Source organism: Plebeiibacterium sediminum (assembly GCF_026013605.1).
In the GTDB taxonomy this organism is placed as follows: domain Bacteria; phylum Bacteroidota; class Bacteroidia; order Bacteroidales; family Marinilabiliaceae; genus Saccharicrinis; species Saccharicrinis sediminus.
Map to the genome: position 1 here is coordinate 1 of NZ_JAPDPJ010000120.1, position 7,384 is coordinate 7,384.

The 7,384-nt window shown below is 30.7% G+C and carries 6 protein-coding genes; 5 read left to right on the forward strand and 1 reads right to left on the reverse strand.

The features are described from left to right. Positions 1-451: 451 nt before the first annotated feature. On the reverse strand, positions 452-817 hold the full coding sequence (locus OM075_RS23815; RefSeq protein ID WP_301193063.1) for a hypothetical protein: 366 nt from the start codon (positions 815-817) through the stop codon (positions 452-454). Positions 818-905: 88 nt separating this feature from the next. Here OM075_RS23815 and OM075_RS23820 point away from each other — a divergent pair, with 88 nt between their 5' ends. The 5 genes from OM075_RS23820 to OM075_RS23840 all read left to right on the forward strand — a co-directional run. Beyond that, positions 906-2,348, forward strand: coding sequence for a tyrosine-type recombinase/integrase (locus OM075_RS23820; RefSeq protein ID WP_301193064.1), 1,443 nt, complete (start codon positions 906-908; stop codon positions 2,346-2,348). Positions 2,349-2,519: 171 nt separating this feature from the next. Next, complete coding sequence (locus OM075_RS23825) at positions 2,520-3,647, forward strand: DUF262 domain-containing protein (RefSeq protein ID WP_301193065.1); 1,128 nt, start codon at positions 2,520-2,522, stop codon at positions 3,645-3,647. A gap of 1 nt (position 3,648) precedes the next feature. Continuing rightward, the gene (locus tag OM075_RS23830; protein ID WP_301193066.1) at positions 3,649-4,344 is read left to right on the forward strand and encodes an MAE_28990/MAE_18760 family HEPN-like nuclease; all 696 of its coding nucleotides are present in this window, start codon (positions 3,649-3,651) and stop codon (positions 4,342-4,344) included. A gap of 155 nt (positions 4,345-4,499) precedes the next feature. Beyond that, positions 4,500-7,010, forward strand: coding sequence for an HD domain-containing protein (locus OM075_RS23835; protein ID WP_301193067.1), 2,511 nt, complete (start codon positions 4,500-4,502; stop codon positions 7,008-7,010). Between the two features lie 155 nt (positions 7,011-7,165). Further along, positions 7,166-7,384: hypothetical protein (locus tag OM075_RS23840; protein ID WP_301193068.1), on the forward strand; the 219-nt coding region annotated here is incomplete at its 3' end.

Consider the following 7,384-nt stretch of genomic DNA (forward strand, 5'->3'; position numbering starts at 1 on the left):
TGGTTCTAAGGAACCGAAGAAATACCATAAAACAAGTATAGTAAAACCATAGTCAATACAACGTCATATCCTTGTCATACCATAGGCAAGCGATAACGAAGCAGGTGTAAAATAGGTTGTTAGAGGATTTGGTCTGTAGGTTAATAGGTTAATAGGTTATTAGGTCAGTAGGTCAATAGATTATTTATTAATTAAGCTATTGTACTAGTAATGTCAATCAAGTGTTAAAAATGAACACTGAGTAGGTACCGAGACACTGATATTTTTGATAAGCTTCATTAAATCCGTAAGGATTTACCTCTGTGAACTCCTTATAATTTCATAATAATGGAGTTTGATTACTTCTCTTTTTCTAATTTGCACCAATTGTATGATATATATATGCAATACGCTCTGTGCCTACTGTGTCTCTATATTATTCTTTTTTAAACTATTGATGCGCATTAGTAGACTATTGCATGTAATTCTGGTGTTGAATAATGACAACCTTTTCAGGATCAACAGAAGGTGTGTATCCATAGTCGTAACAGAAGTAATATAGATTACCACCGGTGCTTTTCCAGGTATGTGTTAAATGTTTAAAGTCCATGCCCAGTGTTTTCAAAAAATCCTTACGTACTGTTGCTTTTCCTTGTGGGCAGGCTTTTTTAAGTGCACTTCTGTTTGCTCTTAATTGTTTGTTAACACTTCTGATAAATGCTTCAGAAGTACTTTCTGCCTGATTATGGTAGGCACTTTTACATTGTGCGTTACAGAATTTTTTATCACTTCTGCCTTTCAAGGTTTCTTTACAATACAAACATGTTTGAGTACTCATAGTAGTATTATTAAACGTTAATAGACGTATGTAACCGATTATAAAACGGTTAATGTAAGAAATTGTAGGTAGTTTGCAAATAAAAATTATGAATGATCGACCTGTTATTTATTTAAACAGAATTCAAAAGGGTAATACAGAACTGTGCGCACTGTATTTTAAAAAGAATGATTCCATACTCAAACGGATATTGCAAAATGACTGGATTAAATGGGATGTGTCGGATAGTAAATTCATAGTAAGTAGTACTCCGAATACAATTGGTCTGTTGGTTGATATATTTGAAGATATAGCTGAAGTTAATACGCATTATTATGAAGCTCAGTTAAAAGGAATGACAGAAGAAACGATAATTGGAGATTGCTCTTATTTTAATGGAGTTTTACAACCCATTGAAAAATTGGGAGTAGTTACTTTGGTTCCGTATAAAGATGCTAATAATAGGTTAATTGTATTAAAATATACGTATTCGAAAAAAGTTAACAAGATACTGGTTAACAGTAAGTATTCGCATTGGAACCAGGAGTTAAAAATGTTTGTTATTCAACCTAAGTTACAGTATTTAAAAGCATTTATTAATGAAGTTTTGCCAAAGTTGCAAATACGGATTAATAATGAATTAAAAATTAAAGATTACCATATCCTTCAGTTGTTGTATGAGCAGACATACCACAAGGATTATCTTTTTAAAAGTTGCCCGGTGGAGTTTATAAAGTTTATGCAATTAAAGGGCTATAGTGAAAATACAATTAATACCTACTACTATTTTGTATTACGCTTTATTAACTCCTATAAAAGAAACTCATTAAGTCAAATAGACAACTTCTTACCTCAACAAATTAACGAGTATCATCAGTACATGTTGGGAGAAAAATCATATTCGCATAAAACTATCAATCAATCAGTAAGTGCTATCAAATTATATTATAAAGGATTCTTAAAAAAAGAGATTGAATTGCAAGGCGTAATCAGACCCAAGGTGGGCAGACCATTACCCAAGGTATGGAGTAAACAAGAAGTATCAACCATATTACGCAGCATTGATAACTTGAAACATAAGGCATTATTGAGCCTATTGTACGGGAGTGGTTTAAGAATTGGAGAAGCACTCAGTTTAAAATTGAGCGATATTGATTCCAAAAGAATGCGGGTACGTATTTTTGAGGGCAAAGGTAAGAAAGATCGGTACTCCATTTTAGGAGAATCACAATTATCTTTATTACGTCAATATTATAAGGAGTATAAACCTAAGAACTATCTGTTTGAGGGACAGATTGGTGGTACTTATTCAGCAGGAAGTGCCGGAAAAGTATTAAAAAGGGCTATAACTAAGAGTGGCGTACAGCAACGAGGAGGTTTACATTCATTGCGTCATAGCTTTGCCACACATTTATTGGAATCGGGCACGGATTTACGTTATATACAAGAACTTTTAGGACATAATTCCTCAAAAACCACCGAAATATATACTCACGTGAGCAATAAATATTTACAACAGATTAAAAGTCCACTAGACGACTTAAATGTTTAAAAAATAAATTATATTAGCTAACTAAAATACATTTGGCATAATGAAAATAACCGAAGTACTATGTCGATTATCGAAATAACCGACATTGTACTTCGGTTAGAAAGTAGTTGGGCGCAATTGTGACGAGCTACTACCATAGATAAAAAGTATTAAATTTGAGAAAAAAGAAAAATGGACGATAAGGAAATTAAACAAATTGAACAACTTGAATCTGAGATATCATCGGAACGAGAAAGACTATCAAGCGATAGAATGGATATTTCTTTCGGTGAACTTATAAACTTATATAAGAATAAAGAATTAGTGATTCGACCCGAATACCAACGTTTGTTTAGATGGAATGTTAAGCAAAAAACTGCTTTGATAGAGTCTATTTTATTAGGAATTCCAATTCCACCAATTTTTGTTGCAGAAGACTCTGAAGGCATTTGGGAACTGGTTGATGGTCTTCAACGTGTTTCTTCTTTTATTAGTTTTTTTGGCGAGCTTGAAGATGATTTAACTAAACTACCCAATGAAGAAACAGATGAAGAAATTGTTGATGAGGAAGATATAAGAATTTTAAATAAATGGAATTTAGAGGCTGGAGGGCTAATTCCTAGTCTTGAGGGTTTAAATATTGATACAATTCCGAATAAGTATCGAATAAATTTGAAAAGAGCTGTTTGCAGAGTTGAGATATTGAGAGGAGAAAGCAATATTGCAATGAAATATGAACTCTTTAAACGTTTAAATTCGGGAGGTTCAAAATTAACTCCTCAAGAAATAAGAAATGCAATTTATAGAGGCATAAATCCAATTGTTAATGAATTACTTTTGGAATTATCAAGAGACCCAAATTATATTCGATTAACCTCATTAAGTATTCAGAAAAAACATGAATTATATGACCAGGAGTTGGTATTGAGATTTGTGGCATTGTTAAACAATCATGAAAAGATTAATGATAATATGGAAAATTATCTAAATCATTTCATGGAAAATGCAGTTCGGTCAGACAGTTTTGATAAAAATTATTATTTGGAAATTTTTCAAGAAGTTATGCAGCTGATTTCTGAGATTGGGGATGAAAAGACATTTAGAAATCAAAATAATTTATTTGTGCCAGCATTATATGAAGGTATAGCTATTGGTATAGCTCAGAATATTGGTAAATATAGAGGTCAACAACAATTATTATTACAGAAAATTACTGAAATTAAACAAGATGCTGATTATAGAAAATTTTCAGGTACGGCTTCGAATAGTAAATCACGAGTTAGAAATAGGCTAAAGAGGGCTCAGGAAATTTTTGAATAGTATGTCTGATTTCGAAATAAAATTAGAAAGAAATATAAATGAAAGACTAACAGCTCTTTTTGAAATTGAAAGAGTACTTTTTACGAGTCGATACAATTTATCTAAAAAGCATTCTGATATTTTTACTGTCCAATCTATTTCAATGATTTATGCAATTTGGGAAGGATTTATTCAAACATCTTTTAATTCATATATTGATGAAATAAATAATCAAAACATAAACCCACTATTAATTAAGGATGATTTATTTGTCTATCATATTGAGGATTCATTCAAACAGTTTAATGAATATCCAGATAGACACAATAAAAAGTTAAGTTTTTTCAATAACCTAAGGGAATTTTTTAAGCTTGATAAGCTTAAATTAAATAACGGAATAAACACTCAAAGTAATGTCAGTTTTGAAATTTTAAACGCAATTTTAAAATCATTTTGTATTGAGCCTTTCCCAGAACATTGGAGCGATTATACTTATCCAAATCCGAATTTAAAAGAAATGATGACTTCCTTTTTAAGATATCGTAATAGTGTTGCACATGGTGGAGATATAAGTTCAGAAGAAAAGGTGTCTCAAGCAGTTTTTAATAAATATAGGAAATTAGTGACTGATTTGATGTTTGAAATACAAATTAAAATGTCAGATTCTGTTAATAATCAATTGTATACAAAAATCAACAGCGCCCAACACGCGGTATAGTTAATAAGGGTTTCATTGGTTTTCGGGGCGTAGTAACCCGCTCTAAAATTTGCTGTAACTTGATAGGTGAAAAGCCCGCAATCCCTTACTAACCATACCGCCACCGTTACCAGCAATTAAAAAAGACTACCTGTACAATATAAAGGATTATTGAAATGAATATTGATACTGATTATAAAATAGATGATTTAGCTCTTGTAAAATACCTTAAAGAAATTGAAAGTCCATTTCTCTCAAAAATTCAGGAAGTTTATGAACAAGTTAAGGATATATTGAATAGTCGTGTACAATATGTCTTCCCGAATTACACACTTCATAATACTGGACACTCTTTTAGAGTTATGGAGTATATGAGTAAATTAGTTGATGACTATACAAAACTCAATGAACTTGAAATTACATTATTAATATACTCTGCATTGCTTCATGATATTGGAATGGCAGTTAGTGAGGAAGATATTGATTTAATAAAATCGGACTCCTTTCCCTTCTGTGATGTAAAATATTCGTCGATGAAGAAAATAATGAAAGGAGATGATTCATTAGCACTTCAAGAATATGTTAGACGAATTCACTCTTCATTATCAGGGAGGTATATAGAGAATTGTTTAAGTGATAAACTCGTAATTCCAAAACTTCCAAATCTAGATTTCACCAAAGAATTAGCACTTATTTGCGAAGCTCATACAAAAGATTATGATTGGATAAAAAACAATCTAAGAATAAAAGAAGTACGTGGAGATTATACTTTTAATTCTCAGTTTATTGCAGCAATTCTGCGTCTAGCCGATATTCTTGATATTGATGGTAATAGAACTCCTTATAATTTGTATGAATTAATTGCACCAAAAGGGAAAAGTGATGAAGAATGGAAACAGCATTTTGTAATATCTAACAATGAGAAAATAATAATCAATGAAAAGACAAAGCAAAAGAGAATTGTTTTCCATGGAAAGGCTTCAAATGCAAGTATTCATAGAAAAATATTAACATATATTGGTTGGATAAAAGATGAATTGACATATGCAACAACATTAGTTCATGCGTGGCCAGAACAATATAGTTTAGTATATGATAATGCTCCTGAGATAAATATACAAACAGAAGGATATACTTTTTCGGATTATAAAATGACCTTAGAGTTTAAAGCTATAAGTTCATTGTTAATGGGCGAAAAAATATATGGAAATAAATCTCTTGGATTAAGGGAATTGATACAAAATTCAATTGATTCTTGTCGTATAAGGCAAGAAACGGAAGAAACTGTAAAGGAATTCGGAGAAGAAGCTTATCAGCCTAGAATCAAAGTCGTTTTAGATAAAAAAAGAAATAACGTTATCATTAAGGATAATGGAACTGGGATGTCTATGGATATTATTAAAAAGCATTTTTTAAATATAGGAGTATCCTATTATACATCCACCGATTTTTTATTGAAAGATTTTGATTACAAACCTATTGGGAATTTTGGAATTGGATTCTTATCATGTTTTATGTTGTCTGATGAAGTAAGTGTTTTGACAAGACATTATAAATCAAAATTCAAATACCTTGTTGAACTGGAAAAAGGTAATGAGTGGACATCTCTCACCGAAAGTGAGGACGTTGAATTTAATGGAACAGAAGTGATTTTAGATTACTCCCATTTTATGAACGTATTTGAGAATAAAACAATAAATATTAAAAATTTTCTGAATAAATATTTTTTGACAGATAATATAGAATTTGATTTAATTGATAAAGATTCAGAATCTATTGAAAAAATAATTAATCCAGTAGTTTTTAGTGGAGAATTAGAAAAAGGGCATTTGAAAATTAACTTCGGAGACTATTTAAACGAAATAGAAGGATATGCAATTATTAAGCAAAGAAGTAAGTTTATTACAAAATTTGAAGACCTTGATTTTGCTGGACAATTATATTCTTATAATGATGAAGATGGTTTTATTGAGGTAAATGATTTTTCAAAACTGAATATTGATGATTATATAAATGATAAAGAAATTAAATATTTGACTATTCCTATAGTTGAATACCACCTAGAAGATGATTTCTTAAGTGGCATGAAATTCACAGGAGATGATGTCGGAGAAGTTTTAGATAAATTGGATCGGGAATTAACATGGATTTCTGTAATTGTGCCTAAGGACTATCAAACATATCTAGATGGAGAAGTTGTTAAACCTGGTGAATATGTGTTTGAGAATTTGAGCTTTGATGATTTGGTAGATATAGGGCATTCAAGTTCTTGTGCAACGAAAACTTATTTGAGGACTATTACCTTATTTGAAGGTAAGAAAAATACGTTGTATTTACCTTTTGATAAAAAGGATAGGGACTTAAGTTATTTCTACTATAGAAATGAAAAGCGAAAAGAGCTTTTCATGAGAAGTGTATTAATTAAAGATTTTAGGTTCAATATTGAAATATCAGCATCAATATTTGAGATTCAAACAATTGTAGCTAACATAAATTCGAGGAAATTTGTTCCCGATATTTCAAGAAATAACATTGATGATAATGCAAAAAAACTTGTCAATTATATGATAGGGAAAGTGATTCATATTGGAGCAAGTAAGTATTTAAATTTACTTGATGAAGAAAAATCAACATTAGTGAACTTTATCAATTCGTTTTATAAGGAAAAGTCTGAATTTGAAAAATAAAAGCTGGTAACACTGTATATACAAAATGGGCGAGATAGTAGTAAATTCAAGGGTTGTAGCCCGCTTTAAATTTTTACGGTTTGATAAGTTTGAAGCCCGCAATCGCCCACATTTGCATATACTTGTCCGTTCTCGCCAATTAAAAGACACATGATATGAAAACTAAATTTATTTTATTTTTTTTTGGACTTATAAATATTTCCTTTGCTTTTTGTCAAACTACATCAAGAAAAGATTGGATTGAGGATATAAATTATTTAAAAACAGAACTACCAAAAAAATGGATATTCTTGATCATGTTGACCCCCTTTCCCGAAGCCGGTTCATGTGATGTTTTCCGCATGACATTCCGGCGGATGTTGACCCCTTTAAGT

Excerpts from the sequence above, each read along its gene's own strand:
- OM075_RS23825 (WP_301193065.1), top strand. The coding sequence starts at position 2,520 with ATGGACGATAAGGAAATTAAACAAATTGAACAACTTGAATCTGAGATA.
- OM075_RS23820 (WP_301193064.1), top strand. The coding sequence starts at position 906 with ATGAATGATCGACCTGTTATTTATTTAAACAGAATTCAAAAGGGTAAT.
- OM075_RS23835 (WP_301193067.1), top strand. The coding sequence starts at position 4,500 with ATGAATATTGATACTGATTATAAAATAGATGATTTAGCTCTTGTAAAA.
- OM075_RS23815 (WP_301193063.1), bottom strand. The coding sequence starts at position 817 with ATGAGTACTCAAACATGTTTGTATTGTAAAGAAACCTTGAAAGGCAGA.
- OM075_RS23830 (WP_301193066.1), top strand. The coding sequence starts at position 3,649 with ATGTCTGATTTCGAAATAAAATTAGAAAGAAATATAAATGAAAGACTA.